This window comes from Desertimonas flava (assembly GCF_003426815.1).
GTDB classification, from domain to species: Bacteria; Actinomycetota; Acidimicrobiia; order Acidimicrobiales; family Ilumatobacteraceae; genus Desertimonas; species Desertimonas flava.
The window spans coordinates 1-24,732 of the sequence record NZ_QKYK01000046.1 but is presented as its reverse complement, the minus strand read 5'-3'; the positions used below and the strand labels follow the sequence as shown (position 1 = coordinate 24,732).

Below are 24,732 nucleotides of genomic sequence, written 5' to 3'. Positions count from 1 at the left end.
TTTCCACTGGGCGAGCGCGGGGTCACGCGGCCACAATGCCGGGGTGACCTTGTGGAACTACGCCGACGTGTGGGAGTCGATCGCCGACGCCCAGCCCGATGCCCCCGCCCAGATCCACGGGCCCGATACCTGGACCTGGGCCGAGTTCGACCGCCGGGCCGATGGCGTGGCCGCCGCGCTCCTCGCCGGTGGGGCCGCCGAGCAGGACAAGGTGGCGCAGTACCTCTACAACGGTCCCGAGTACGTCGAGTCGATGTTCGGCGCGTTCAAGGCCGGGCTGGCCGTGGTCAACACCAACTACCGGTACACCGCCGACGAGATCGTCTATCTGTGGGACAACGCCGACGTCGTCGCCGTCGTGTTCCACGGCGCGTTCGCCGCGACGTGCGAGGCGGTCCGCGATCGTCTCCCGCGCGTCACCACGTGGCTCTGGGTCGACGATGGTTCCGGCCCGTGCCCGGAGTGGGCGACGCCCTACGAGACAGCTGCCGCGTCAGCTCCCGGTCGCGTGGTCGCACCGTGGGGCCGGTCGGGCGAGCACCTCCTGCTGCTGTACACCGGTGGCACCACGGGGATGCCGAAGGGCGTGATGTGGCGCCAACACGACCTCATCGGTGCGCTGGAGACGTCGAACGGCCGCGAGATGCCCGACGCATCGGTACCGACGGCGTTCGCCGACCGCATCACCAAGCCCGGCCCGCTCAACCTGCCGGCCGCGCCGCTGATGCACGGCACGGGGTTGTTCAATGCTCTTGGCGTGCTCGTGATCGGCGGATCGATCGTCACCCTGACGGGACGGCGCTTCGACCCGATCGAGCTCCTCGACACGGTCCAGCACCGGCGGGTGAAGTCGATGACGATCGTCGGCGACGCTTTCGCCAAGCCGATCCTCGCTGCGCTCGACGCCGAGCCCGACCGCTGGGATCTCTCGTCGCTGCGCGTCCTGCTGTCGTCGGGCGTCATGTGGTCGAAGGAGAACAAGGCGGGCCTGCTCCGCCACGCCGAGCGGCTGATCATGGTGGACTCGCTCGGTTCGTCCGAGGCGATCGGCCTCGCCGCCAGCACGACGACGGCCGGCGGCGACCAGAGCGAGACCGCCGCGGGCACGGCGAGCTTCAAGCTCAGCAGCTCGGCGCGGGTGGTCGACGAGACCGGCCGCGACGTGGCGTGGGGCACCGGCGAGCGGGGCCTCGTCGCGATGCGCGGCTACCTCCCGCTCGGCTACTACAAGGATCCCGACAAGTCGGCGTCCACCTTCAAGGTGATCGACGGCGAGCGTTACACGATCCCCGGCGACTGGGCCACCGTCGACGCGGACGGCACGGTCCGCCTGCTCGGTCGCGGCAGCCAGTGCATCAACACGGGCGGGGAGAAGGTCTATCCCGAGGAGGTCGAGGAGGTGCTCAAGCAACACCCCTCGGTGTTCGATGCCGCGGTCGTGGGCGTGCCCGACGACCGCTTCGGCGAGACGATCGCCGCCCTCGTCCAACCGTCGACTGGGGTCAGCCTGTCGGCCGACGAGCTGATCGACCACGTGAAGGCCCACCTGGCCGGCTACAAGGCACCCCGCCGGGTGATCACCGTCGAGTCGGTCAACCGGGCGCCCAACGGCAAGCTCGACTACAAGTCGCTCAAGCGGATCGCCATCGAGACCTCCAGCTGACCATCCGCCGTTCACCCAACCGTTGGTGCCAGGCACCAAACCGTTAGGCGAGATGGCTTTCGCGTTCGATGATCGGTGTGTCGATGCGCACGCGCCGCGGCGGGCCGGTGTAACCGGCGAGCCGATCGAGGACGAGCTCGGCGGCGCGGCGCCCGAGCTCGACGGGGTCGTTGTGGACCACGGTCACCGTCGGCTCGACCACGGGCGCGGCGTCGAAGTCGCTGAAGGCGACCATGGCGGGCCGCCACGAACGTGTCCGCCGGCACGCCAGCATCCCGATCGAGGCGGCGACGTCGGCGGTGAAGACCGCCGTGGGCGGATCGTCGAGCGACAGCAAGCGCTCGGCGATCGGGCCGACCGAGGCGGCGTCGGTGATCGTCGGGTGGACGAGACGGTCGTCCACCACGATCCCGGCCGCCCTGAGCGCGGCCCGGTAGCCGGCGATGCGCTCGGCGGTGGTGTACACCGACGGCCGCCCGACGAACGCGATGCGGCGGTGCCCCTGGGCGATGAGAAGCTCGACACCACGCCGCGCGCCGCCGTCGTCGTCGGCGACGACGGCGTCGACATCGGTCCCCGCCGCGGGCCGATCGACGCACACCACGGGCACCCCCCGCTCGGCGAGCGCGCCGAGGTAGCTCTGGTCCGTCGTCGTGGGCACGACGAGCAGCGCCATCACCCTCCGGTCCACCATGGCGGCGACGATCTCGGGCTCCCGATCGGAGCGCTCGCGCGTCGACGCGGACAGGATGAACCGTTGCGGATGGCCGACATCGTCCCGGTCCGGATCGCCGATGGCCAGCTCGACGCCCCGGATGACGCCGGTCCAGAACGGGTCGCCGATGTCGGCGGTGACGACTCCGATCGTCGTGGTGGAACCGCGCGTGCGGAGCAAGCGGGCGAATTCGTTGGGCGTGAAGCCCAGCTCCGTGGCGGCCGCGAGCACGCGGGCCACCTTGTCGGGTCGCACGTTGCCCTCGTGGTTCAGCACCCGCGACGCCGTCTTGGGCGAGACACCGGCGCGGTCGGCCACGTCGGCCAGCGTCGGCGTCTTGGCCGCGCTCACGCCGGCCCCACGATGGCGCGGAGTCCGGCGACCATCACCGGATCGGCACAGCCGGCGACGGGGTGGGCGACCGACGCCGCGGCGTAGGCGACGCCCTGCCGGACGGCGTCGGCGAGCGCGAGCCCCGCGGCCAGCGCGACCAGCGTCGCGCCGAGCAACGTGTCTCCCGCGCCGATCGGGTTCACCACGCCGACAGAGGGGGCGCCGACGAAGCCGGACGCCTGTGACCCCATCCATGCCACGCCGTGGGGCCCAGCCGAGACCATCGCCGATCGAGCGCCCGCAGCGACGAGGGCGGCCGCGGCACGCGTTGCTCGTTCGACGATCTCGTCGTGATCGTCACCGGCAGCGTCGGTCGCCTCGGCCCCGCGCGCGGTGCCGAGCGCCGACTCAGCTTCGGCGAGGTTGGGACTGACGAGGTCGGCTCCCGCAGCGGCCGCGGCGAGGAGACGTTCACCGTTGGCGTCGACGGCGACGAACCCCGAAGCGGCGCGGACGATGCCGATGATCTGGCCGTCGGCGTCGGCCGGCGTGCCGGGAGGGGCGCTGCCGCTGACGGCGACGAACCGTCCATGCCCGATGGCGCCGGCGATGGCGGTCCGCAGGGCGTGCCATGCGACGGCGCTGAGCTCGGGACCCGGTTCGTTGATGACCGTGGCGCGGCCGTCAGATTCGAGCACCACCGTCGTGCCGCGCACCTCGCCCTCGACCGCGACGTGGTGGCAGGGAATTCCCTCGGCGGCGATCAGGCCGAGGGCGAAGCGGCCGAGCTCGCCGGCGAACGGCCCGACGAGCGCGCATTCGGCGCCGAGCGTTCGGGCGGCCCGGCAGACGTTGAGCGCCTTGCCACCGGCGGTGACGGCGACGTCGGTGGCCCGCAGGACGTGTCCGGGACCGAGGTGGGGAAGCCGGAGGGTGCGGTCGAGCGTGAGATTGAGCCCGATGGCGACGAGCACGCCCGGCTCGACGCCATCTCTCCCGTCGTCATTCATCGGAGCGCACCGGGGTCGCCCGATCGGTGGAGCTGTCGATTCCCGCCGCCCTCTTCGTGCTTGACATCGATGTCAGAGTCTGACATCGATGTCAAGCGCATGCATCGCCACCGTTTCACCGCCGCCCCGTCCTCCGGCGCAGTAGGTAGGTCGTGAGCGGCGGCGCCCGCTTCTTCCTCGCCGTCGACCACCGGCGGTCGTACGAGAAGCTCTTCGGCGTGCCGGAGCGCGTCGATGGTGAGACCGCGGCGCAGTTGCGCGCCGCCAAGGTACTCGTCGTCGAGGCGTTGGCGACGATCCCGGCGATCCGGCCGAGCCTCGGTGGGCTCGGCGTGCTGCTCGACGACGAGTACGGCGCGGACGCGGCCGCGGCCGCCGAGCAACTCGGCGTCGCCGTGGCGATGGCGTTCGAGCGCAGCGCCCAGCCCGTGCTGGTCTTCGAGCACGACGACTGGCGACTGCGTCTCGACGCCCTGGCGGCGCGCGACGGGACCGCCTACGCCAAGGTCCTCGTTCGCCACCGAACGGACGGCGATCCGGAGGCACGGGCGACGCAGCTCGGGCGCCTCGCCGAGATCGACCGCGAGTGCCGCGTTCGCGGCGTCCCGCTCCTCCTCGAGGTGCTGACGCCATACCGTGACGACGAGCTGGCCGGGTCCACCGCCGACGAGCTCGAGGCGTCGCTGCGGCCGCGACTGGTGGTCGACGCGATCGCCGACATCCAGTCGGCCGGCGTCCACCCCGCGCTGTGGAAGGTCGAAGGCGTGGCCGACCCCGACGGGTGCCGGCGGATCGCCGCGCAGGCCCGCTGCTCCGGTGATGCCGGCATCGTCGTGCTCGGCGCCGGCGCCTCGGTCGCAACCGTCAACGAGTGGCTGCGCTCGGCTGCCGCCGGCGGCTACACGGGGTTCGCCGTCGGCCGCAGCATCTGGGCCGACAGCCTGATCGGCTGGCGCGCGGGAGACATTCAGGCCGAGACGGCGCGGGCCACGATCGCCTCCCGCTACCTCGAGTTCGTCGACGTCTTCATCGCCGCCCAGCTCTGAGAGCCCGAGGCGTCTCCGCCTGCGGGTTCGCACGCGATCGGACGACTCGTTTACGTTACCGATCGGTAATTCCCCGATCCCGGCCGGTTCGCGAGCACGCGCCCGGCAGCAACGAACCGGCCGCAGGGGCCGGAGAGGAGAACGTAGGTCTGATGAGTGAGCTCGGGTTCGACGGCAAGGTCGCGATCGTCACCGGCGCCGGTGGCGGTCTCGGACGTCAGCACGCCCTCCTCCTGGCGTCGCGCGGCGCCCTGGTGGTCGTGAACGATCTCGGTGGCGCCGTCGACGGAACGGGCGCCAACGTCGGCGCCGCCCAGGCGGTCGTCGACGAGATCAAGGCCGCCGGGGGCGAAGCGGTCGCCGACTCCAACTCGGTCGCCACCCCCGAGGGCGGCGAGGCGATCGTCAAGACCGCGGTCGACGCCTTCGGCCGCGTCGACATCGTGATCAACAACGCCGGCATCCTCCGCGACAAGACGTTCCACAACATGACGCCGGAGCTCCTCGACCCGGTGATCGACGTCCACCTCAAGGGCGCCTTCAACGTCACCAAGCCGGCGTGGATCATCATGCGCGAGCAGGGCTACGGCCGCGTGATCTGCACGGCGTCGAGCGCCGGCATCTTCGGCAACTTCGGCCAGACCAACTACGGCGCCGCCAAGATGGGCCTCGTCGGCTTCACCAACGTGCTGGCCGTCGAGGGCGCCAAGTACAACATCAAGGCCAACGCCATCGCTCCCCTCGCGTTCACCCGGATGACCGAGGACCTGCTCGGGCCCATCGGCGACAAGCTCGGGCCGGAGTTCGTCGCTCCCCTCGTCACCTACCTCGCCCACGAGTCATGTGAGGCGACCGGCCGGGTGTTCTCGGTGGGCGGCGGCCGCGTCGCCGAGGTGTTCATCGGCGAGGCCAAGGGCTACTTCTCGCCGGACCTGACGCCGGAACTGGTGGCCGAGAACTGGGCGACGATCACCGATCGCGAGGGCTACGCAGTGCCGGCGAGCACCGGCGAGGAAACCGCTCTCTTCCTGCCGTTCCTCAAGTAGTCGTCGAGCGAGACCACGGCCGCGGCGGTGGCGGAGATCCCCGGTGGCCGAGCGCTGCTCTGCCATGCTGTGGCTCTCGGCCGCCGCCGACCGGTTGACGACAGGAGGTTTCCACAGTGCACGAACGCAACGACATCGCGTCGGGTGGTGACGGTCCCGGCACTTGGAACGACAAGCGGCAGGTCTCGCCGACGCTGATCGGCTTCGTCGTGATCGCCATCCTGGCGATCGTCTTCATCGTCGGGAACGGCGACAAGGTCCACGTGCGGCTGATCATCCCCAAGGTGGAGATGCCGGTGTGGGTGGCGATCGCCATCGCCCTGGTCATCGGCGCCATCCTCGACCGGCTGTTCCAGGCGTGGTGGCGCCGGAGGCGCCGGGACAACTGAGCGCCGGAGGCGCCGGGACAACTGAGCGCCGGAGGCGCCGGGACAACTGAACGCCGGAGGCGCCGGGACAACTGAGCGCCGGAGGCGCCGGGACAACTGAGCGCCGGAGGCGCCGGGACAACTGAGCGCCGGAGGCGCCGGGACAGCTGAGCGCCGGAGGCGCCGGGACAGCTGAACATCGGAGCGGCCGGGACAACGGAGCGCCCTCCGATCGAGGGCCTCGCCGGCGCGGTCGGCACAATGGGAGCCGCATGACCGTCCATCTCGTCACGTCGTCGGACGACGTCCGCGTCGCGTTGCACCACCTCGCTCCCGGCCCAGCCTCATCCCCGCTGCTGATCGCCCACGCCACCGGCTTCAACGCGCCGGCCTACCGCCCGCTGGCCGAGGCCTTGGCCGACCGGTTCGACGTGTGGGGCGTGGACGTCCGTGGGCACGGGCTGACACCCCCGGCCGCGGGGGACGTCGACTGGAACCGCTACGGCGACGACACCCTCGCCGCCGCGGCGTGGCTCAGCGAGCAGGCGCCGGACGCCACGGCGTTGGTCGGCTTCGGTCATTCCATGGGTGGCACCGCCATGTTGATGGCGGCCGACCGTCGACCCGACATCTTCCGCGCCCTCGCGCTGTACGAGCCGATCGTCTTCGATCCGGCCGAGGCCACCGCCGACCGCCCCAACCCCCTGGCCGACGGCGCCGTGCGGCGACGTCGTGAGTTCCCGAGCGCCCGAGCGGCGATCGAGAACTTCGCGTCGAAACCGCCCATGCGATCGTTCGATCCCGAGGCGCTGCGTGGTTACGTGACGGGCGGGACGACCCCCGTCGACCCGTCCGACCCCGAAGGGCCGGTGCGTCTGTCGTGCTCCCCCGAGCTGGAGTCGGCCACCTTCCGCAACAGCCTCGGCCACGGCACCTGGAATCGGTTGCCCGCCATCGCCACGCCCACGGTCGTCATCGGAGGTGCTCCGGAGGGCGTCAACGCCGGGCCGGCGATGATCGCCCCGACGATCGCCGAGCGGCTCGCCAGCGGCACCTACGAGCTACACCCGGAGCTCGACCACTTCGGCCCGTTCACCCATCCCGGCAAGACCGCGGCGATCGTCTCCGCCTCCGTCCCCCGCTGACGCCCCGCCGCCGACCTCACGGCGAGGTCCGGGTCCCGGAACTGTGTGACAGGGTCGCCCTACGATGGCGGGCATGGAGAACGACCAGCCCGAGGTGACAGGGGTCTACGAGGTGCCCACCAGCCTGTCGCCCAGCCGCGTCGAGGCGTTCACCAAGTGCCCACTGGCCTTCCGGTTCACCAGCATCGAACGGCTCGGCGATCCACCCACGGTGCACACCACGCGCGGGTCGCTCGTCCATCGCGCCCTGCAGCTCGGCTACGAGGCCCCGGCCGGCGGTCGCTCTCCCGCCGTGTTCGAGGACGCGCTCGACCGGGCGCTCGCCGAGTACCGGGAGCTTCCCGACTACACGCTGCTCGGCTTCACCGACGATCAAGCGGAACGGTTCGAGTCCGAGTGCCGCGATCTCGTGTCCCGGTACCTCACGATGGAGGACCCCGACGCCGTCCGTCCGATCGGGCTCGAGCTCATGCTCAGCGCCCAGGTCGGCAACCTCACGCTGCGGGGCATCATCGACCGGCTCGAGCTCCGTGACGACGGCGAGCTGGTGGTGTCCGACTACAAGACGGGTCGGGCGCCGTCCACCAACTGGGAGCAACGCAGCATGTCCGGCGTGCACTTCTACGCGCTGCTGTGCCAGGAGGTGTTCGGCCGGCTCCCTGCGGCCATCCGCCTGCTCTACCTCAGCTCCGGCGAGATCATCGAGGCCACCCCCTCGGCCCAGTCGGCCAAGTTCGTCGCCACCCGCACCGCCGCGGTGTGGAAGGCGGTCGAGCGTGCGTGCGTGACGGGCGAGTTCCAACCTCGGCAGTCGTCCCTGTGTTCGCTCTGCGCGTTCCAGCGCTGGTGCCCGTCCTTCGGCGGCGATGCCGCGCTGGCCCGCGTCGAAGCTCCGGCCGCCCTCGGTCTGGCCGTCGCCGCGTGAGCCCACCCACGCCGGGCCAGGGTGCACTCGGTCCGGCCGTCGAGCGGTTCGACCGATGGGTCGACGGTGCCCTCGAGCCGCTGCGGGGCCACCCGATGTGCGATGCGGTGTTCACCACCGCCAGCCGCCTCGGTGAGTTCAGCCTCATCTGGCACCTCGCCAACGTCGGTCGTGGCATCACGGGCGCCGGCCGGCTCCAGCAGGTCCCCATCCTCGCCGCCCTCATCGGCGCCGAGAGCCTCGTCGTCAACCAGGGCATCAAGCGCCTCTTCCGTCGCACCCGCCCCACGGTGAGCGGTGACGATCGCTTCGAGCTGCGCACCCCCACCACCTCGTCGTTCCCGTCCGGGCACGCCAGCGCGGCGGCCTTCGCCGCCACCGTGCTCACCGGGTGGGACGGCCGGCGCAGCGCTCCGCTGTGGTGGACGCTCGCCGGCACGGTCGCCGTCTCGCGGGCGTACGTCCGCATCCATCACGGGTCCGACGTCGTGGCCGGCCTCGCCACCGGCGGCGCGCTCGGGGCGCTGGGACGACGGTTCCTCCGCGCCCGCCGCCTGATGTAGCCGTCCCGACACAGAGGCGCCCGCCGCGTGGCAGTCTGTGGCCGATGGCTGACGACGACGCCCCCACCGACTCCCGAGCGGATCCGGAGCGCCCGGCGGCCGCCGATCGCCGGATGAACGGCAGCGAGGCGATGATGTGGCGCCTCGAGAAGGACCCGTACCTCTCGTCGACGTTCGGCACGGTCAGCATCCTCGACCGCCCGCTCGACGCCGAGCGTCTCCGCAGCCGCATGGAGCGCGCGGTGTCGTCGTTCCCCCGACTCGGCTGGCGGGTGCAGTCCGGTCCGGGCGACTTCGGCGCTCCAGTGTGGGCCGACGATCCGGACTTCGACATCGACTTCCACGTCCGCCACGTCGCCCTCCCGAAGCCGGGCTCGCGCGACCAGCTGTTCGAGTTGGCCAATCGCTTCATCCTCGACCCGCTCGACCGGACCCGCCCGCTGTGGCAGTTCCTCGTCGTCGACGGGCTGCGCGGCGGCAAGGGTGCGCTGATCCAGAAGATGCACCACACGATCAGCGACGGCGTCAATGCGGTACGCATGTCGCTGCAGTACCTCGACCTCGAACGCGACGCCGCCGACTCCCTCGACGCCTTCATCGAGGAGCGGGTCCCCGAGCCGTTGCCGGCCCTGTCGACGTTCGACGCCCTTCGCGGCGCAGTGGAGGGCGCCTTCCGGTTACCGCTCCAGGTGGCCAAGCAGGTGACCGATCTGCTGGCCGACCCGGTGTCGATCCCCAAGGCGAGCACGGCGGCCGTCGACACGATGCGGGCGATCGTGTCGCAGCTGTCCGACACCGAATCGGCGCGGTCTCCGCTCTGGCGCGAGCGCTCGCTGCGCCGGAGCATCAAGACGGCCCGAGCCCCGTTCCGCCAGACGAAGGAGGCGGCCAAGCGTCTCGGAGGCTCGCTCAACACGGCGTTCGTCACCACCGCCGCCGAGGCCGCGTCGCGCTACCACATCGAGTTCGGCGAACCCGTCGAGCAGCTCCGCGCCTCGATGGCCGTGAGCACACGGACCGACGAGTCGGGTGCCAACGCCTTCTCGCTCGTGCGCATGCTCGTCCCCACCGGCGAGATGTCGATCGCCGAGCGATTCGCCGCCATCGCCGAGGCCACCGAGTCGGCCCGTGACGCAACGCGCGGCGCCAACCTCGAGACCTTGGCGACGGTGGCCACGGCCCTGCCCACCTCGGTGATCACCCGCCTCGCCCGCCAGCAGTCCCAGACGATCGATTTCGCCACCTCCAACGTCAAGGGGGCGCCGATGCCGGTGTACATCGCCGGTGCCAAGCTCCTCGAGAACTACCCCGTCGGCCCGCTCGCCGGCGTCGCGTTCAACATGACGATGCTCTCGTACAACGGCAACCTCGACATGGGCATCAACGTCGACGCCGCAGCTGTCGGCGATCCCGACCGGCTCGCCACGCTCATCGCCGAATCCGCCCGCGACCTGGCGGCCTCCTAGGCCGACGACCCCTTCTTGACCACCTTCGACTCGAGGTGCTTGGGCAGGATGTCGTAGTGGTCGTGGACGGCGGTGAAGCGGCCGCGGCCCCCCGTCATCGAGCGCAGCTCGATGGCGTAGCGCTGGATCTCGGCGGCGGGGACCATGGCGACGATCTCGTGGAGGCCACCACCGACGGGTGACGAACCGCTGACGCGCCCGCGCCGGGCATTGAGGTCGCCGAGCACGTCGCCCTGATGGTGCTCGGGCACGGTGATGGTGACGAGCGAGATCGGCTCGAGCACGGCGGGCTCGGCCTTGGCGAGCGCTTCGCGCAGGCCCGTCGCCGCCGCCGTCCGGAACGCCATGTCCGAGGAGTCGACGCTGTGGTACTTGCCGTCGTAGCACTCGACGCGCACGTCGACCACCGGGAACCCGAACGCCCCGCCCGATGCCATCGCCTCGACGATGCCGCGCTCGACGGCCGGGATGTAGTTGCGCGGGATCGCCCCGCCGACGACCGAGTCGACGAACTCCGAGCCGCTCCCCCGCTCGGTGGGCGACACGCGCAGGTTCACCACCGCGTACTGCCCGTGCCCGCCACTCTGCTTCTTCAGCTTGCCCTCGGCCTCGGCTCGCGCGGTGATCGTCTCGCGGTACGCCACGGCGACGTCAGCGGTGGTGACGTTGACACCGAACTTGCGGCTGAGCCGCTCCAGCGCCACGGCCACGTGCATGTCGCCGGCTCCCCGCAGCACCGTCTGGTGCGTCTCGTCGGAACGCTCCACGGCGATCGTCGGGTCCTCACTGCAGAGTCGGGCGAGCGCGGCCGAGAGCTTGTCGTCGTCCGCCTGTGTGAGCGGTTCGAGCGCGACGGCGAAGTTGGCGACCGGCGCGATGGCCCCGTTGACCCGCACCGGCTTGCCCGGCGCGACGAGCGTCGAGCCGGTCGGGGTGCCGGCCAGCTTGGCGACGGCGGCGATGTCGCCGGCGACCACCGCGTCGGCGGGGACGTGGTCACGCCCACACAGGTGGAACAGACCGTGCATTCGTTCCTCGGTGGACGTCGCGCTGTTGATCAGCCGGCAGTCGTTCGACAGCGTCCCGGACAGCACCTTGAACACCGACACCTGACCGAGGAACTGGTCGGCAACCGTCTTGTACACGTAGGCGACGGGGTGTCCCGAGCAGTCGGCGGGGACCGCGGCGTCGACGGCCTCGTCACCCTTGCCGCCGACGACGGTGACGGGGCGGTCGGCCGGCGACGGGCCGAGCTCGCAGATGAAGTCGGCGAGGCGATCGATGCCCACGCCGCTGGTCGCCGAGCCCAGCGTGACGGGGAACTCGACGCAGTCGCACACCTCGTGGGCCAGCGTGCGTTCCAGCTCGGCCGAGGTCGGCACGTCGCCCGAGAGATACCGCTCGAGCTGTGCGTCGTCACCCGACACGATCTCCTCGACGACCTCGTCGTGCATCCGGTGTTCCTCGTCGGCGACGTCGGCGGGGAGGTCCGCCGTGTGGTGGGTGCCGTCGGCGTCGTACTCGAAACCCTGATCGGAGAGGACGTCGGCGACGCCGTGCAACGCCTGCTCCTCTCCGAGCGGCAGCTCGAGCGGCACGAAACCGGACCCGAACTTCTCCCTCAGCTGGGCGAGGACGCGGTGGAAGTCGGCGTTCTGCTTGTCCTCTTTGTTGATGAACACGAGTCGCGGGATGCCGGCCGCGACGCAGCGTTCCCACGCCGATTCGGTGCCCACCTCGACGCCGTCGACCGCGCTCACCACCACCACGGCGAGATCGGCAACCGACAGCGCGGCGTCCACCTCGCCGGCGAAGTCGGCGTAGCCGGGCGTGTCGATCAGGTTCACCTTGTACGTCTCACCGTCGCTCGCCCGCCACTCGAAGGGGGCGACGGCGAGCGACAGCGACATCTTGCGCTTGATCTCCTCGGGCTCGGTGTCGCACACCGTGGAGCCCTCGTCGACCGTGCCGAGGCGCGTCACGACGCCGGCACGGTGCAGCAGCGCTTCGGCCACCGACGTCTTGCCACAGCCACTGTGGCCGACGAGTGCGACGTTGCGGATGCGCTCGGTCGGGATGGTCACGATCTGCCCCCGATCACGGTCTCGAATGGTGGCCCGCTCCCGGAGCGGTGTCTGCCTCACACTAGTGCCGTGCCAGGAGGGCAATTCGCGGCGCCGCGGGCGCACCATCACCCACCTCAGCGGCGCCGCGCGCCCGTCCAGATCGGACGCCGACCAATACTTAGGTATTGACCTAAGTATGAATCACGTGGGACAGTGGACCGGTGCCCAAGCAACTGGCCGAGCTCGACAGCGTGTTCCACGCCCTCGGGGACCACACACGACGGACCGTGATCGAGCGGCTCGTCGCCGGTCCGGCCTCGACGTCGGAGCTGGCCGTGCCGTTCTCGATGGCGTTGCCGTCCTTCACGCAGCACCTGGGTGTGCTCGAGAAGGCGGCGCTCGTCATCTCCACCAAGCAGGGACGCGTGCGGACGTACGAGCTGTCGCCCCGGGCGCTGCAACTCGCCGACGGGTGGCTCGCCGACCAGCGGCGCTCCTGGGAACAGCGGCTCGATCAGTTCGACACCTTCGTCACGGCACTCCACCACACCGAACAACGACACAGGAACCTCCGATGAGCTTCACGCCCCACGTCCTCGACCGCGACCTCGACATCGAGCTGATCCGCGAGGTCGATGTCCCCCCGGAACTGGTCTGGCGGGCCTGGACCACTCCGGAGCTCGTCACGCAGTGGTTCGCGCCCAAGCCGTACGAGACGCCCATCTGCGAGATCGACCTCCGCCCCGGCGGGAGGTTCCGCACCGTCATGCGCTCCCCCGAGGGCGACGAGTTCGACGGCACCGGATGCTTCCTCGACGTCGTCGACGGTGAGCGCCTCGCCTGGACGAGTGCCCTCGGCCCGGGGTTCCGACCTCAGGCCGGGCCGATGCCGTTCACCGCGGTGATCGAGCTCGAGGCCACCTCGTCGGGCGGCACCCGCTACCGGGCAGTCGCCATGCACCAGAGTCCCGAGGACCTCAAGCAGCACGCCGACATGGGCTTCCTCGAGGGATGGGGCGCCGCCCTCGACCAGCTCGTCGCCCTCGCCAAGACGCTCTAGGCGCCCGACAGCCCAGCGAGCGGCACTCCGGAAAACGGGAGGGTATTTCCCTACCGCGAGAACCGGAGGGCACCTACCCCACCGAAGCGTCGGGTATTTGCCCTCCGGTCGCGGGCTCCGGGTGGGTGGATACCCTCCGGTCGTCGCGGTGGGTAAATACCCTCCCGTCGCGGGACGACGCGGCGGGCGACGGCCGTCGTCAGACGCGAGACGGGGCGGCGGTCAGCGCCGTCCGCAGGTCGAGCAAGAGGTCGGCGACCTCACCGCTCGATACCAGCTCACGGCTGAGCATGTGGCCCAGCGCCTGATCGATCACACCGACGGCCTCGGCGATCACCGCGTCGCGGGCGGCGTCGGCGTCCGGGCGGGCAGGGGCCGTGCCGGCCTGCGCCACCTCGGCGGCCGGCGCTCCGGCGCGGGCCGCGTCGTCGGCCTCGTCGGGGGTGGGGCGCTCGATGCTCTCGGTCATCACTCCACACCGTACCCCCGCAGCACCCCGACCGCGTCGACATCAGCGGCACGGCCGCGACTGTTTAATGTCGCCGCAATGGAACTTCAGGGACGCAACGTGGTGGTGACAGGGGCAGCACGGGGGATCGGAGCGGCGCTCGCCCAGCGCTTCCACGCGGGCGGCGCCAACGTCGTCGTGGCCGACGTGCTCGACCCCAACCCCGTCGCGGACGGGCTCGAGCGAGCGATCGGCATCGTCGCCGACGTGTCCACCGAGGAGGGCAACATCGCCCTGATCCGGGCCGCCGAGGACGCATTCGGCCCGGTCGACCTGTTCTTCGCCAATGCCGGCCTCGCCCTCGGCGTCGACCTCACGACGCCCGAAGAGGACTGGGATCTCGCGTTCGCGGTCAACATCCACGCCCACCGCTGGGCGGCCAAGCACCTCATCGATGGCTGGCTGCAGCGGGGTGAGGGCTACTTCTGCTCCACGGCGTCGGCGGCGGGACTCCTCGCCCAGATCGGTTCGGCGGCGTACACGGTCACCAAGCGAGCGGCCGTCGCCTTCGCCGAGTGGCTGTCGATCACGTACGGCGACCGCGGCGTTCGGGTGAGCTGCCTCTGCCCGCAGGGCGTCAACACCGACATGCTGAACTCGGACATCGGCGGCGGGACCGACGTGGTGCGCGCCGCCGGCGACGTGCTGGAGCCGGCGGAGGTGGCCGACGTCGTGGCCGACGCGATCGCCACCGAGCGGTTCCTCATCCTGCCCCACCCCGAGGTGCAGCAGTACGTCGAGCGCAAGGCGAACGACCACGAGCGCTGGCTGGCGGGGATGCGCCGCCTCCAGGCGCGCGTCGTCGGGCCCGGCTGATCTCGGCGCGCCCGGTGGAGCGGGGGACGACATGATGTCCGGGTGACCGGAACAGACGCACCGAACGACAAGCTCGCCCCATCGCCCTTCGCCGACCTGGTGAAGGACCTCTTCGACGGTCGCACGTCGATCGCCCAACCCGCCGTCTCCCCCGACGGGTCGCACGTCGCGTTCGTCGTGGCGACGATCGACCTGAAGGCCAACACCACGCGCAGCAGGGTGTGGCTGACCGGCGACGGCGCCCCGGTCCCCGTCACGGCCGGCCCCAACGACGCTCAGCCGGTGTGGTCGCCGGACGGGCGATTCCTGGCGTTCACGTCACGGCGCGGTGAGCCGAGCCAACCCGGCGCGCCCAAGGAGGCCACGCTTCACGTCATGCCGGTGTCGGGACCCGGTGAGGTCCGCACCGTGGCGACGATGGCCGAGGGCTTCGGCGAGCCGGCGTGGTCCCCCGACGGCAAGTGGTTCGCCTACACCTCGCGGACCCGGGACAACCGCTACGAGGCCAAGGACGAGAGCTGGCAGGCGCCCCGGAAGATCGAGACGTTCTTCACCCAGGCCAACGGCGAGGGCTGGATCTTCGACCGCCCGGCGCACGTCTACGTCGTCGCCGCCGACGGCACGGGAACGCCGCGCAACCTCACGCCGGGCACGTTCCAGCACGCCGGAGTCTCGTGGCTGCGGGACTCGTCCGGCGTGGTGACCTCGGCGCAGCGGCACGACGACTGGGACTTCGACCTGGCGGTCGACCTCTACGTAGTGCCCCTCGACGGCGAGCCTCGGGCACTCACCGCCCAGACGGGGAGCTATGGCTTTCCGAGCGTCTCCCCCGACGGCAGCCGGGTCGCCTTCGTCGGCAACGACGACCCTGTCAATTTCCCGCTCAACCCACGAGTCGGCGTGGTGTCGATCGAGGGCGGCGACATCGTCTGGGCGTCGGCCGGGCTCGACCGCTCCTTCCTCCCCACCGCCGGCATCCGTCCGCCGGTGTGGCGCGACGACACGACGTTGCTGGCGACCGCCGAGGACCGCGGAGACACGCACCTCTACGAGGTCGACGCGGCCGGCTCCGTCGCTCCTCGGCCGCTCACATCCGGGCGCATCGCCGTGCAGAGCTTCGACGCCGCAAGCGGCACGGTGGCCCTCGCCCAGGCGACCGTCGAGCACCCGGCAGAGCTCGTCACCCTCGACGGGCCGGTCACGTCGTTGACGCGCAGCTGGTCGAGTTGGGAGAAGTTCGCCGTCCCCTGCAGCGACGGCTACGGCGAGATCGACGCCTGGATCATGCGCCCGGCGGGGTTCGACGAGACGACGACGTACCCCGTCCTCCTCAACGTGCACGGCGGCCCGTTCACGCAGTACGGCGAGGCGTTCTTCGACGAGGCCCAGATGCAGGCGGCGGCCGGGTTCGTCGTACTGATGAGCAATCCCCGCGGCGGCAGCGGCCGCGACGAGGCGTGGGGCCAGGCGATCTGCGGTCCCAAGCACCCCAAGTTCCCGGGCACCGGATGGGGATCGGTCGACGTCGACGACGTGATGGCCGTGCTCGATCACGCCCTGGCCACCTACCCCTTCTGCGACCCCGACCGCGTCGGGATGCTGGGCGGCAGCTATGGCGGCTACATGGCCACCACGCTGGCCGGCCGCTTCAGCGACCGGTTCCGCGGGATCTGCACGGAGCGTGCCGTCAACAACTGGATCACCGAGGAGGTCTCGGCCGATATCTCCACGGTGTGGCGGGGCGTCGTCGGCACCACGGCGCTCGACGACCCGGACGAGTACCTGCGCATGTCGCCGATCACGCGGGTCCGCGACATCACCGTGCCGCTGCTGATCATCCACTCCGAGGACGACCTGCGCTGCCCGATCAGCCAGGCCGAGGAGCTGTTCGTGGCGATGCGCCAGCTGCGCAAGGACGTGACGTTCTATCGGTTCCCGGCCGAGAACCACGAGCTGTCACGGTCCGGCTCGCCGGTCCACCGCACGATGCGCGCCGAGATCATCCTCGACTGGTTCACCGAGCACCTCGCCGCCCGGTGAGCGGCAGCGAGCCGGTCGGTCAGGCTTCGGCGACCCACTCGTCGATGAGGCGGCGGGCGATCGAGATGGCGTTCGGCAGGCCGGGGAGGGTGTCGCGGCGGAACCACCCGGCGTCGGCGATCTCGGCCTCCTGGAGCACGAGGTCGCCCGACTCGTAGCGGGCACGGAAGCCGATCATCAGGCTGTGCGGGAACGGCCACGGCTGGCTCCCCCGGTACCGCACGTCGCCGACGGTGATGCCCACCTCCTCGCGTATCTCGCGCACGACACAGGACTCCAGCGTCTCGCCGGCTTCGACGAAGCCGGCAAGACAGGAGTACATCGGCAAGGCCCACTCGACGCCGCGCGCGAGCAGCGCTTCCTGGTCCGGCCCGTCCGGACCGCGGGTGACGAGCGTGATGGTGGCCGGTGCGATGCGCGGGAAGGCGATCAGGCCGCACGCCGTGCATTCCATCGCGGCGTGGACGGCGGAGCGGACGGTGGGCGCCGCGCACGCACCGCAGAAGCGGTGGGTGCGAGCCCAGGTGACGAGCTGGACGGCGCGCCCGTTGGCGATCCAGGTGGGCTCGTCGACCATGCCGAACAGCCGCCGCAGGTCGACGGACGCCCCGTAGCTGGGGTCCTGTCCGTCAGGAACGTCGACGGCGACGACCGTCGCGCGGTCGAGGGACCCGACGACGTGCTGCGGCCACGAATCGTCCTCGACCCGATCGTCGGTGAAGACCTTGTTGCCGATGACGTGCACGTAGATCGGTGATCCGGTGACAGCGGCGCTGGTCGCCAGCTCGAACGTCGTCATGGCCGTGGACCCTACTGGCGCCCCGGCGACCGGCCCGAGCGAGACCACGGCGCCATCTCCCGGTGGCCGGCACACGATCTCGACTAATTGTCGAGTCATTCGGTCGGAATTGGTGTATGTTGGCTTCCATGAGCCCGACGAACCTGCTGTCGCCCACGGCGATGTGCATGGACGGTCGGTGTTGTCGCGACGCGTTCTGATCCCGTCCCGACCGCTCTCGATGCCCGCAGGAGGCTCCCCGTGCCCACCGATCTCCTCGTCCCCATCTTCCCGTCCGTCTCCGACCGGACGTCGTCCGCCGTGCCCGGCGGCACCGGCCGACCGTTCGACCGTGCGCCGCGACTGCCGGTCGACGCCTTGGCCGACATCGTCGGCGGGTTGGCACGCGCCGAGTCGCTGTGGCGGCCCCACGTTCGCCACGACGACGAGCAGCGGGCACGCGTGCGCCTGCTCTCGACGCCGATCTACGAGGTCTGGCTGCTCGGGTGGCTTCCGGGCCAGGCGGCCGGTTTGCACGACCACGGTGGCGCCAACGGGGCGCTCATCGTCGTCGACGGTGACCTCGAGGAAGCCCGGAGCACAGGGCGCCCCGGCGGCGCCCTCATCCGTCGCCGGCTGACAGCAGGTGACGGCGCGACGATCGATGCCGGCGTGGCCCACGACCTCGCCAATCGGTCTGCCGGGCCGGCGACGACGCTGCACGCCTACTCGCAGCCGCTGCGCTCGATGGGGTTCTACGAGGAGCCGACGCCCGGCGTGCACGGCCACCGGATCCGGACCCACTGGGTCGACCCGGCACCGGCCGTCCTCGCTGCGGAGTAGTCACCTGGTCGACGAATGTCACAACCGGCGCCGCGACTTCGGCGGTCCCCGACTCGGAAGAGGCGGAGAGGGGGTCGTACGTTGTGCCGATGGCCTACAACTCTGACGATGTCGTCATCATCGACGCGGTCCGCTCCCCCGTCGGAAAGCGCAACGGCGGTCTGTCCACGCTGCATCCCGCCAGCCTCCTCGGCCGCGTGCAGGCGGAGCTGATCGACCGCACCGGCATCGATCCCGCCCTCGTCGGCCAGCTGGTCAGTGGCACCGTCAGCCAGGTCGGCGAGCAGAGCTTCAACATCGCCCGCACGGCGTGGCTGGGCGCCGGGCTGCCGCTCACCACGGCGGCCACCACCGTCGACACCCAGTGCGGTTCCAGCCAGCAGGCCACCGGGCTCGCCGCCTCGCTCGTGAAGTCCGGCGTGGTCGACGTCGCCGTCGCGTGCGGCGTCGAACTGATGAGCCGTGTGCCGATCGGGTCGAACTCGGCGAAGTCCCTCGGCCTGGGCATTCCGATCCCGCCGGAGTACTTCGGCAACTACGAGATGACGTCGCAGTTCGAAGGCGCCGAGCGCATCGCCGACAAGTGGGGCATCACCCGTGAGGACACCGACGCCTTCGGCCTCGCCTCGCAGCAGCGGGCCGCCACGGCGTGGGCCGAGGACCGCTTCGGGGGCCAGTACGTGGCCATCGAGGCTCCGGACCGCAACGAGGACGGCACGCCGGCCGAGACCACCCATACGGTCGACCGCGACGAGGGCATCCGCGAGACGAGCCTCGAGAAGCTCGCCACGCTCAAGCCCGTCGCCCGGCCCGATGGCGTGCACACCGCCGGCAACTCGAGCCAGATCAGCGACGGCGCCGGCGCCATGCTGATCACCACGGCCGGTCGCGCCGCGGAGCTCGGCCTCACCCCGCGGGCCCGTATCGTCGACACCTGCCTGGTGGGCGTCGATCCCGTGCTCATGCTGACCGGCCCGATCGACGCCACGGAGCGCCTTCTGGAGCGCAACAGCCTGAAGATCGGCGACATCGACACGTTCGAGATCAACGAGGCCTTCGCCTCGGTCGTGCTCGCCTGGGCGAAGGAGGTCGGCGCCGACCTCGACAAGACCAATCCCAACGGTGGTGCCATCGCTCTCGGTCACCCGCTCGGCGGCACCGGCGTCATCCTGCTCACCAAGGCGCTGTACGAGCTCGAGCGCACCGGTGGCCGCTACGGCCTCGTGTCGATGTGCTGCGGCGGGGGCCTGGGCACCGGCACGCTCATCGAGCGCCTCTGACCGGCAGCGTCGGCCACCTGCGCCCCTGACGGGATGAGCGAGGGTGGTCTCTCGCCGCGGGGACACCTCAGGTACGAACGGGAGGGTACATACCCCACCGAAGCGTCCGGTATTTACCCTCCGGTTGGGACGGCGACCAGCGGACGGCCCTCCGCCTCGCACGCCCTTTCCGCTCACCGCCCAGACACCTCCGGTAACGGCACCGCCATACACCATTGCGCACACCTCTCCGCACACCTCTCCGCACACCTCTCCGCGCACCTCCAGGCACATCTCGTCAGTCGCGTCCGCCGTCCGCGTGGACTGTCCGCGCTGATCGGTCCGTCCCGGGCCGTTCGGCGCCGAACGCATCCGACGGCCCGACGAACCAGTTAGAACGGCGCGATGCGCCGCCGGTCGCCCGTGCCGATCATCGTCGCCGCGGTGGCCGTCGGTGCGGTGCTCGTCGCGGCTCTCGTCATCAGGCTGAACGCCGACGACGACGGGCTGCCGCCCGACATCGGCGTCGTCGACCACGTGGTCGACGGTGACACGATCGACATCGTCATCGGAGGCCGGGAGGAACGTGTCCGCCTGATCGGCATCAACACCCCCGAGATCGCCCACGACGACGAGCCGGCGGAGTGCTTCGGTCCCGAAGCGGCGGCGTTCACAAGCGAACAGCTGCCCGAAGGCACCCAGGTCCGCCTCGAGCGGGATGTCGTCGGGCGGGACGACTACGGACGCCTGCTCGCCTACGTGTACCGGCGGCACGACGACGTCTTCCTCAACGAGGTGATCGTCGCGGCCGGCCTCGCCCGACCGCTCACGATTCCACCGAACGACACGTTCGCCGGGCGGTTCATCGCCGCGGCGACCGCGGCCGACGCCGCTGGAACCGGTCTCTGGGCCGCCTGCGCGGGATAGCGTCACCGATCGTGGCCTCGCCGACACCCCTGCCGAGTCAGGACGACTCGCTCTCGCTGAACGAACGCATCGGGTACCCCCCCGACGCCCGGCTCGTCATCCTGTCGTGCGACGACCTCGGGTCGTGCCATGCCGCCAACGTCGGTGTGTTCCGGGCACTTCGGGAGGGTGCCGCCACGTGCTCGTCGCTGATGGTGCCGGCGCCGTGGGCTCGCCACGCCGCAACCCAGTACGTTGGCACCGACGACATCGGCGTGCACCTCACGCTCAACGCCGAGCACGCGGTCTATCGCTGGGGCCCCGTCACCTACGCGCCGTCACTGCTCTCGGGCGACGGCGGCTTCCCGAGCTCCATCGACGACCTGTGGGAGCACGCCGACCCCGAGGAGGTCAGCCGCGAACTGCGCACCCAGGTGGAGCGGGCGCTGGCGTGGGGCATCGACGTCACCCATCTCGCTCCCCACCTCACGGCCATCACGCTGCGCCCGGAGTTCTTCGACATCTACCTCGACCTCGCCGTCGAGTTCGCCCTGCCGATCCGCTTGCCGTCCACGATCACCGCCGAGCAGGCGGGCTTCCCGTTCCGCAAGCTGGCCGCCGACGAAGGGGTCGTGTTCCCCGATCACTTCGACCACGACTGGCGCGCCGGCAGCCGGAGCCGGGTCCTGGCGGCGATCGACTCGCTCGCCCCGGGCGTCACCGAGATCCACATCCAGCCGGCGATCGACTCGCCGGAGGTCCGCGAGCTCAGCCCGTCGGCCGATCGGTGGATCGACGACCTCGAGCTGGCCCTCGATCCCGACCTGCGCGACCGCCTCGACGCCGCCGGTGCCGTGCTGATCGGCTACCGCGAGCTCAGGACGGCGATGCGAGCCGGCTGAGCGCCGCCTGCACCGACCCGTCACGCAACCGTTCGAGCAGCGGCCCGGTCGGGCCCGTGGACTTGAGCTTGCCCTGCATGAACAGCACGGCCGGGTCCACGTCCCCGGCGAGCTCGGCCAACGGGACGGTGACGACGACGTCGGCGTCGTCTGGCCCCTCGACCCGCTCGTCGCCCTTGGCCACCACCACTCGGTACTGGACCGTGCTCATCGTTCACGTCCGTTCACCGTGGTCATCGTTCACGTCCGTTCACCGTGGTCATCGTTCACGTCCGTTCACCGTGCTCATCGTTCACGTCCGTTCACCGTGGTCATCGTTCACTTCCGTTCATGGCGTTTCCCGGCCACGCAGGCGGGCACCCCGGGCGGCTTCGGTGGCGCTCTGCCGCCCTACCCGCTCGAACTCCGGGGCGCTTGCGTCGCTCGCTGAACCGATGCCGTCGAAGAGGTCGGTCTCGCCGCGTGGACCGGGAATCGGGCCGACGAGCGACCGGGCGAGCACCCAGTCCTCCCACGGCCACACGGCGTTGAGCTCGTCGTCGTCGAGTCCGAACCACCACGGCTCATTGGGATCGATCTGCGTGGCATGCGCCCGCAGCGAGCCGCTGCGGGCAGCCTGAAAGGCCGACACGTCGATCCGGGTGGTGATGCGGTGGTCGTTGTCGGGTCGATCGAGCCAGTTCTCGTCGTAGGGGGACGAGCCGTTCTTGGCGATCAGTGCCTCGTGGACGGCGAGGAGGCGAGCCTTGGACCAGGTGCTGTAGTACAGCTTCGACGGCTGGAACGGCTCGCCCAGATCGGGATACCAGTCGGGATCCCCCGACCGCTCGAAGGCGAGCACGGAGACGTCGTGGACGCGGAGGTGATCGGGGTGCGGGTAGCCCCGTTGGTCGTCGCCGTAGGTGAGGATCACCTGCGGGCGGGTGCGCCGGACCACGGCGACCAGTCGACCGGTGGCCTCGTCGATGTCGGCCTGGTGGAACGAATCGGGATGGCTGTTGGCCTCGGTGTCGGGCATCCCCGAGTCGCGGTAGCCGAGCATGACGACCTCGTCGAAGCCGATGATGCGGGCCGATTCGGCGAGCTCGAGCGGCCGCAGGCTCGCCAGCTTGGCCTTCTCCTGGTCCGGGGTGAGCCCGTGGAACGGCTGGCCCGGCTCGCGCAACGAGGGGTTCTGCAGGTCACCTTCCTCGCCGCCGGTGCAGCACACGAGCACCGTGTGCACGCCGTCGGCGTGATACTTGGCGACCGTCGCCGCGCCCTTCGACGCCTCGTCGTCGGGATGCGCGTGCACGGTGAGCAAGGTGCGGAGTGCTTGCACCCGGTGCAGGGTATCGCCACGTCAGAGCGAGCTTCGTCCCCTACGCTCACTGTCCATGCCCCGTCGCCGTTGTCTCGCCGTGGTCGCCACGTCCATCCTCATCGGAGTCGGAATCGGGGCATGCGACACCGACGACGGCCGGGAGATGCGCGAACCGACCGAGCTGCAGCGGTGGCGCCAGGAAGGCACGAGCACCACCACGACCAGCACCACCACGCTGCCGCCGACCACGCCGCCGATCCTGCTGACGGTCCCCGACAGCATCCCGGTGGACTCGTCCGGTGACACCTCCGCCGACACGTCGGCCGGCTCCGTGGCCGAAGATGTGGCCGACGTGTCCGATGCCGGACTCGTGACCCCCGGTTCGGGAGTCACCGCCGACTCGGCCGCCGGCCCCGACGGCCTGACGGCGCCCTGGACGGACGGCGGCGAGATCGATGGCGCCTTCACGTGCGACGGCGCCGGCGAGGCGCCGCTCATCGAGTGGGCCGAGCCGCCCGCCGGGACGACCGAGCTGGCCCTCACCGTGATCGACGAGGATGCCAACGGCTACGTCCACTGGGCCGTCTTCGGGCTGCCGGCCACCGCCGGGTCCATCGGCGGTGGCACCACTCTCGACGCCGGCACCGAGGGCCGCAATTCCCGCTCGGGTACCGGTTGGACCGGTCCGTGCCCGCCGGCCGGCACCTCCCACCAGTACCGGGTGACGCTGCACTTCCTCGATCAGCAGCTCGAGGAGACCGCCGACGCCGCGCCGTCGGCCCTGGTCGCCGCCATCCGGGCGCTGACGTTCGACGAGGTGTCGATCACCGGCACGTACCAGCGAGCCGGTTGAGCGACCACTCGGCACACTGGACGACATCGAGATGAACCGTCCCCTTCCGCCCCCGCCCCCGCCCTCGGCGACTCCGTCGACCGCGCACTGCTACCGCCACCCCGATCGTGAGGCGGGCCGCCGCTGCACCCGCTGCGGACGGCCGGCGTGCTCGCAGTGTCTCGTCCAGGCCAACGTCGGCAGCCAATGCGTCGAGTGCTACCGGGCAGGGCGACCGGCGGCGACGGTTCGCGTCCGCAACTGGCAGGCTCGCCAGCCGGCGATCGTCACGTCGGTGCTGATGGCGCTCAACGTCCTCGTGTTCCTCTGGATGGGCATCGCCGATCCCGAGAGCCTGAGCGGTCGGGGCGTGACCCAGGAGGCGATCGACCTCGGACTCACCAAGGAGCTGGCGCAGTTCACCGGTTCGGGCACCATCCGTCAATTCGGCACGGCGGAGGGCGAGTGGTACCGACTGGTGACGTCGGGCTTCACCCATTTCGGGATCCTGCACCTGGCGTTCAACATGCTCCTGCTGTACCAACTCGGCAACATGCTCGAGCGGGAGATCGGCCGGGTGAAGTTCGCCCTGCTCTACTTCGCCGCCCTGCTCGGCGGTTCCGCCGGCGTCCTCCTGCTCACTCCCCACACCCTCACGGCCGGCGCATCGGGTGCCGTGTTCGGTCTGCTCGGCGCGGCGTCGGTGGGCCTGTACCAGCGGGGCATCAACCCGCTGTCCACCAGCCTCGGCACGCTGCTGCTCCTCAACATCTTCATCACGTTCACGCTGCGGAACGTGTCCGTCGGCGGTCACATCGGCGGGCTCGTCGCCGGAGCGGCTGCCGGGTGGTTCGTCACCGCCCCCCGGCACAAGAAAGTCCCACCAGCGCTGGCCTATTCGGCTCCCGTCGTCGTCGCCGCCGCCGCCCTGCTCGTCTCGTTCGTCGCCGGCAGCTGACGCGCTTCGGGTCCTGGCATCGCGTCGCGCCTGGTCACAGGCTCGCGTTTCGCCCGACAACTCTGTGACACCAATCATGAGCGCCTTCGGCGCTCGCCCGACATGGGAGAGTTGATGTTGCTCCGGGTTGCGGTCTGGTCGCGGGGTGGGCCTTGATCTGCGGTCGCGGTTGGGGCTCTGA

Annotated in this window: 25 protein-coding genes; 18 read left to right on the top strand and 7 right to left on the bottom strand. The window is 70.7% G+C overall.

Translation table 11 applies throughout. The features are described 5' to 3' along the window. Positions 1 to 43: 43 nt before the first annotated feature. A complete protein-coding gene (locus tag DN771_RS27515) occupies positions 44 to 1,663 on the top strand; it encodes an AMP-binding protein (RefSeq protein ID WP_117000783.1) in 1,620 nt (539 codons plus the stop codon). Between the two features lie 43 nt (positions 1,664 to 1,706). Here DN771_RS27515 and DN771_RS27510 read toward each other — a convergent pair whose 3' ends face one another. Both DN771_RS27510 and DN771_RS27505 read right to left on the bottom strand, forming a co-directional pair. After that, a complete protein-coding gene (locus DN771_RS27510) occupies positions 1,707 to 2,729 on the bottom strand; it encodes a LacI family DNA-binding transcriptional regulator (RefSeq protein WP_162942491.1) in 1,023 nt (340 codons plus the stop codon). After that, positions 2,726 to 3,721, bottom strand: a complete 996-nt coding sequence (locus DN771_RS27505) for a 1-phosphofructokinase family hexose kinase (RefSeq protein ID WP_117000790.1) — start codon at positions 3,719 to 3,721, stop codon at positions 2,726 to 2,728. The genes DN771_RS27510 and DN771_RS27505 overlap by 4 nt, the downstream gene beginning before the upstream one ends. Before the next feature lie 152 nt (positions 3,722 to 3,873). On the opposite strand from DN771_RS27505, the gene DN771_RS27500 reads away from it, so the two are divergent. The 7 genes from DN771_RS27500 to DN771_RS27470 all read left to right on the top strand — a co-directional run bounded on the left by DN771_RS27500 (position 3,874) and on the right by DN771_RS27470 (position 10,280). Further along, the gene (locus DN771_RS27500; protein WP_117000781.1) at positions 3,874 to 4,767 is read left to right on the top strand and encodes a 2-deoxy-5-keto-D-gluconate 6-phosphate aldolase domain-containing protein; all 894 of its coding nucleotides are present in this window, start codon (positions 3,874 to 3,876) and stop codon (positions 4,765 to 4,767) included. Between the two features lie 152 nt (positions 4,768 to 4,919). Further along, positions 4,920 to 5,813 carry an SDR family oxidoreductase gene (locus DN771_RS27495; RefSeq protein WP_117000780.1) on the top strand — a complete coding sequence of 298 codons (894 nt, stop codon included), beginning with the start codon at positions 4,920 to 4,922 and terminating at the stop codon, positions 5,811 to 5,813. A gap of 116 nt (positions 5,814 to 5,929) precedes the next feature. After that, positions 5,930 to 6,202, top strand: a complete 273-nt coding sequence (locus tag DN771_RS27490; protein WP_117000779.1) for a LapA family protein — start codon at positions 5,930 to 5,932, stop codon at positions 6,200 to 6,202. A 251-nt stretch (positions 6,203 to 6,453) separates the two neighbouring features. Then, positions 6,454 to 7,326, top strand: a complete 873-nt coding sequence (locus DN771_RS27485) for an alpha/beta fold hydrolase (RefSeq protein ID WP_117000778.1) — start codon at positions 6,454 to 6,456, stop codon at positions 7,324 to 7,326. Between the two features lie 73 nt (positions 7,327 to 7,399). Then, the gene (locus tag DN771_RS27480; protein ID WP_162942490.1) at positions 7,400 to 8,251 is read left to right on the top strand and encodes a RecB family exonuclease; all 852 of its coding nucleotides are present in this window, start codon (positions 7,400 to 7,402) and stop codon (positions 8,249 to 8,251) included. Then, positions 8,248 to 8,814 (top strand): phosphatase PAP2 family protein, encoded by a 567-nt coding sequence (locus tag DN771_RS27475; RefSeq protein WP_205528800.1) that lies wholly within the window; start codon positions 8,248 to 8,250, stop codon positions 8,812 to 8,814. The genes DN771_RS27480 and DN771_RS27475 overlap by 4 nt, the downstream gene beginning before the upstream one ends. Positions 8,815 to 8,858: 44 nt before the next feature. Then, on the top strand, positions 8,859 to 10,280 hold the full coding sequence (locus DN771_RS27470; RefSeq protein WP_117000776.1) for a wax ester/triacylglycerol synthase family O-acyltransferase: 1,422 nt from the start codon (positions 8,859 to 8,861) through the stop codon (positions 10,278 to 10,280). On the opposite strand, the gene fusA is transcribed toward DN771_RS27470, so the two are convergent. Further along, entirely contained in the window at positions 10,277 to 12,364 is a 2,088-nt protein-coding gene (fusA, locus tag DN771_RS27465) for an elongation factor G (RefSeq protein ID WP_205528799.1), read from the bottom strand. The genes DN771_RS27470 and fusA overlap by 4 nt on opposite strands. A 203-nt stretch (positions 12,365 to 12,567) precedes the next feature. Here fusA and DN771_RS27460 point away from each other — a divergent pair, with 203 nt between their 5' ends. Together DN771_RS27460 and DN771_RS27455 are read left to right on the top strand one after the other, a co-directional pair. Further along, positions 12,568 to 12,924, top strand: a complete 357-nt coding sequence (locus tag DN771_RS27460; protein ID WP_117000774.1) for an ArsR/SmtB family transcription factor — start codon at positions 12,568 to 12,570, stop codon at positions 12,922 to 12,924. Beyond that, a complete protein-coding gene (locus DN771_RS27455; RefSeq protein ID WP_117000773.1) occupies positions 12,921 to 13,406 on the top strand; it encodes an SRPBCC family protein in 486 nt (161 codons plus the stop codon). The genes DN771_RS27460 and DN771_RS27455 overlap by 4 nt, the downstream gene beginning before the upstream one ends. A gap of 199 nt (positions 13,407 to 13,605) precedes the next feature. On the opposite strand, the gene DN771_RS27450 is transcribed toward DN771_RS27455, so the two are convergent. Continuing rightward, positions 13,606 to 13,875, bottom strand: coding sequence for a hypothetical protein (locus DN771_RS27450; RefSeq protein WP_162942489.1), 270 nt, complete (start codon positions 13,873 to 13,875; stop codon positions 13,606 to 13,608). 78 nt (positions 13,876 to 13,953) lie between these two features. Between DN771_RS27450 and DN771_RS27445 the strand changes: the two genes are divergently transcribed. Both DN771_RS27445 and DN771_RS27440 read left to right on the top strand, forming a co-directional pair. Next, positions 13,954 to 14,730: an SDR family oxidoreductase gene (locus DN771_RS27445; protein WP_117000771.1), complete on the top strand. Its 777-nt coding sequence runs from the start codon at positions 13,954 to 13,956 to the stop codon at positions 14,728 to 14,730. A gap of 42 nt (positions 14,731 to 14,772) precedes the next feature. Further along, positions 14,773 to 16,770, top strand: a complete 1,998-nt coding sequence (locus DN771_RS27440) for a S9 family peptidase (protein WP_117000770.1) — start codon at positions 14,773 to 14,775, stop codon at positions 16,768 to 16,770. A 19-nt stretch (positions 16,771 to 16,789) separates the two neighbouring features. On the opposite strand, the gene nudC is transcribed toward DN771_RS27440, so the two are convergent. Further along, entirely contained in the window at positions 16,790 to 17,569 is a 780-nt protein-coding gene (gene nudC, locus DN771_RS27435; protein WP_162942488.1) for an NAD(+) diphosphatase, read from the bottom strand. 240 nt (positions 17,570 to 17,809) lie between these two features. On the opposite strand from nudC, the gene DN771_RS27430 reads away from it, so the two are divergent. The 4 genes from DN771_RS27430 (at position 17,810) to DN771_RS27415 (ending at position 21,458) form a co-directional block, all read left to right on the top strand. After that, a complete protein-coding gene (locus tag DN771_RS27430; RefSeq protein ID WP_117000768.1) occupies positions 17,810 to 18,391 on the top strand; it encodes a cysteine dioxygenase in 582 nt (193 codons plus the stop codon). An 89-nt stretch (positions 18,392 to 18,480) separates the two neighbouring features. Then, positions 18,481 to 19,671: a steroid 3-ketoacyl-CoA thiolase gene (locus DN771_RS27425; protein WP_117000767.1), complete on the top strand. Its 1,191-nt coding sequence runs from the start codon at positions 18,481 to 18,483 to the stop codon at positions 19,669 to 19,671. A 384-nt stretch (positions 19,672 to 20,055) separates the two neighbouring features. Then, a complete protein-coding gene (locus DN771_RS27420; protein ID WP_117000766.1) occupies positions 20,056 to 20,577 on the top strand; it encodes a thermonuclease family protein in 522 nt (173 codons plus the stop codon). A gap of 11 nt (positions 20,578 to 20,588) precedes the next feature. Next, positions 20,589 to 21,458 carry a carbohydrate deacetylase gene (locus tag DN771_RS27415; RefSeq protein WP_162942487.1) on the top strand — a complete coding sequence of 290 codons (870 nt, stop codon included), beginning with the start codon at positions 20,589 to 20,591 and terminating at the stop codon, positions 21,456 to 21,458. Here the strand turns inward: DN771_RS27415 and DN771_RS27410 are convergent. Both DN771_RS27410 and DN771_RS27405 read right to left on the bottom strand, forming a co-directional pair. Further along, complete coding sequence (locus DN771_RS27410; protein ID WP_117000764.1) at positions 21,433 to 21,669, bottom strand: hypothetical protein; 237 nt, start codon at positions 21,667 to 21,669, stop codon at positions 21,433 to 21,435. The two genes, DN771_RS27415 and DN771_RS27410, sit on opposite strands and share 26 nt — an antisense overlap. Positions 21,670 to 21,786: 117 nt before the next feature. Continuing rightward, the gene (locus DN771_RS27405; RefSeq protein WP_117000763.1) at positions 21,787 to 22,779 is read right to left on the bottom strand and encodes a PIG-L family deacetylase; all 993 of its coding nucleotides are present in this window, start codon (positions 22,777 to 22,779) and stop codon (positions 21,787 to 21,789) included. Positions 22,780 to 22,834: 55 nt separating this feature from the next. Here DN771_RS27405 and DN771_RS27400 point away from each other — a divergent pair, with 55 nt between their 5' ends. Together DN771_RS27400 and DN771_RS27395 are read left to right on the top strand one after the other, a co-directional pair. Next, complete coding sequence (locus tag DN771_RS27400; RefSeq protein ID WP_117000762.1) at positions 22,835 to 23,614, top strand: YbhB/YbcL family Raf kinase inhibitor-like protein; 780 nt, start codon at positions 22,835 to 22,837, stop codon at positions 23,612 to 23,614. Positions 23,615 to 23,645: 31 nt separating this feature from the next. Then, on the top strand, positions 23,646 to 24,551 hold the full coding sequence (locus DN771_RS27395; protein WP_117000761.1) for a rhomboid family intramembrane serine protease: 906 nt from the start codon (positions 23,646 to 23,648) through the stop codon (positions 24,549 to 24,551). Positions 24,552 to 24,732: the final 181 nt, after the last annotated feature.

Excerpts from the sequence above, each read along its gene's own strand:
- DN771_RS27505 (WP_117000790.1), bottom strand. The coding sequence starts at position 3,721 with ATGAATGACGACGGGAGAGATGGCGTCGAGCCGGGCGTGCTCGTCGCC.
- DN771_RS27495 (WP_117000780.1), top strand. The coding sequence starts at position 4,920 with ATGAGTGAGCTCGGGTTCGACGGCAAGGTCGCGATCGTCACCGGCGCC.
- DN771_RS27485 (WP_117000778.1), top strand. The coding sequence starts at position 6,454 with ATGACCGTCCATCTCGTCACGTCGTCGGACGACGTCCGCGTCGCGTTG.
- DN771_RS27480 (WP_162942490.1), top strand. The coding sequence starts at position 7,400 with ATGGAGAACGACCAGCCCGAGGTGACAGGGGTCTACGAGGTGCCCACC.
- DN771_RS27470 (WP_117000776.1), top strand. The coding sequence starts at position 8,859 with ATGGCTGACGACGACGCCCCCACCGACTCCCGAGCGGATCCGGAGCGC.
- DN771_RS27455 (WP_117000773.1), top strand. The coding sequence starts at position 12,921 with ATGAGCTTCACGCCCCACGTCCTCGACCGCGACCTCGACATCGAGCTG.
- DN771_RS27450 (WP_162942489.1), bottom strand. The coding sequence starts at position 13,875 with ATGACCGAGAGCATCGAGCGCCCCACCCCCGACGAGGCCGACGACGCG.
- DN771_RS27445 (WP_117000771.1), top strand. The coding sequence starts at position 13,954 with ATGGAACTTCAGGGACGCAACGTGGTGGTGACAGGGGCAGCACGGGGG.
- nudC (WP_162942488.1), bottom strand. The coding sequence starts at position 17,569 with ATGACGACGTTCGAGCTGGCGACCAGCGCCGCTGTCACCGGATCACCG.
- DN771_RS27425 (WP_117000767.1), top strand. The coding sequence starts at position 18,481 with ATGGCCTACAACTCTGACGATGTCGTCATCATCGACGCGGTCCGCTCC.
- DN771_RS27420 (WP_117000766.1), top strand. The coding sequence starts at position 20,056 with ATGCGCCGCCGGTCGCCCGTGCCGATCATCGTCGCCGCGGTGGCCGTC.
- DN771_RS27410 (WP_117000764.1), bottom strand. The coding sequence starts at position 21,669 with ATGAGCACGGTCCAGTACCGAGTGGTGGTGGCCAAGGGCGACGAGCGG.
- DN771_RS27400 (WP_117000762.1), top strand. The coding sequence starts at position 22,835 with ATGCCCCGTCGCCGTTGTCTCGCCGTGGTCGCCACGTCCATCCTCATC.
- DN771_RS27395 (WP_117000761.1), top strand. The coding sequence starts at position 23,646 with ATGAACCGTCCCCTTCCGCCCCCGCCCCCGCCCTCGGCGACTCCGTCG.